Annotated in this window: 1 protein-coding gene; it reads right to left on the minus strand. The window is 47.3% G+C overall.

Annotated elements, in window-relative coordinates:
* Positions 1–1,621: MBG domain-containing protein (locus Q0L00_RS19535; RefSeq protein ID WP_297338576.1), on the minus strand; the 1,621-nt coding region annotated here is incomplete at both ends.

Consider the following 1,621-nt stretch of genomic DNA (forward strand, 5'->3'; position numbering starts at 1 on the left):
CATCATCCCCGTTTTTAAAGCCGGTAGCCGTGTAGGTAAAGATTGGATCTTCATCCCCGTAGGTCTTGCTTTGATTCGCATCTGCTGTAATGTTCAGCGTTGCTGGAGTGATTGCAAAATCTGCTCCGGTAAAGTCAATCGTATAATTGTCTCCGGCACTTAAGCTGCCTAGGCTGATCGCATAGCTACCTACATTCTCTCCGGCTGTTCTGGCTAAAACTCCGCTCAGGATACTTTCATCCTCCCCGTTACCAAAGTTACTAGCCGTATAGGTCAGCGTTGGGTCAGCTTCCCCATAAACCTTACCCTGATTTGGATCGGCAATTACGGTTAGCGTCCTTTCCGTGATCGCAAAGTCTGCTCCGGTATAGTTGATCGTATAGTTAGCTCCCGCGCTTAAGCTACCCAGATTGATCGCATAGCTGCCTACATTCTCTCCGACAACTCTGGCCAAGGCTCCAGTCAGAATGCTTTCTCCATCTCCATTTTTAAAGCCGCTGGCCTGGTAGCTGAACGTTGGATCGGCATCCCCGTAGGTCTTGCTTTGATTCGCTTCTGCAGTGATGCTCAGGGTGGCTGGGGTGATTGTCAATTCAGCGGTAAGTAATAATTCCTCATAATTTCCTCCTGTGATGGTAGCCGTTACGGTCTGAAGCCCTACATCGATCCGGCTATTATTGCTGTATTCAACTGAAGTCTCCTCAGGTAAATCACCGGTGATTGCCAATGACTTTTCTGTGCCGTCAAATACAAAACTTTCGTCTTCGAAAGTAATTCCCTCAACTTCCGCAAGAGTGATCGTCAGGTCTGCGGTCAATACCAAAGTCTCGAAATTCGACCCGGAGATCGTAGCCGTCACTTCCTGAGAACCCACGTTGGTCCGAACGTTATTGGTGTATGCAACCGAAGTTCCGGCTGGTAAATCGCCGGTAATCACCAGAAACTTTTCTGAGCCATCAAAGACAAAACTTTCATCCTCAAAGGTAATTCCTTCGACACCGGCAGGAGTGATTTCCAGTTCGGCAGTGAGAATCAAGTCCGTGAAGTTGTTACCTGATATCGTGGAAGTTACAATCTGAGTTCCCACATTCGTTCTGCCGTTGTTAGAATAAGCGACTTCGGTTCCTGATGGTAAAGTTCCCGTGATTGCCAATGACTTTTCTGTGCCGTCAAATACAAAACTTTCGTCTTCGAAAGTAATTCCCTCAACTTCCGAAGGAGTGATCGTCAGGTCTGCGGTCAATACCAAAGTCTCGAAATTCGACCCGGAGATCGTAGCCGTCACTTCCTGAGAACCCACGTTGGTCCGAACGTTATTGGTGTATGCAACCGAAGTTCCGGCTGGTAAATCGCCGGTAATCACCAGAAACTTTTCTGAGCCATCAAAGACAAAACTTTCATCCTCAAAGGTAATTCCTTCGACACCGGCAGGAGTGATTTCCAGTTCGGCAGTGAGAATCAAGTCCGTGAAGTTGTTACCTGATATCGTGGAAGTTACAATCTGAGTTCCCACATTCGTTCTGCCGTTGTTAGAATAAGCGACTTCGGTTCCTGATGGTAAAGTTCCCGTGATTGCCAATGACTTTTCTGTGCCGTCAAATACAAAACTTTCGTCTTCGAA

The organism is Algoriphagus sp. (assembly GCF_024305035.1).
In the GTDB taxonomy this organism is placed as follows: domain Bacteria; phylum Bacteroidota; class Bacteroidia; order Cytophagales; family Cyclobacteriaceae; genus Algoriphagus.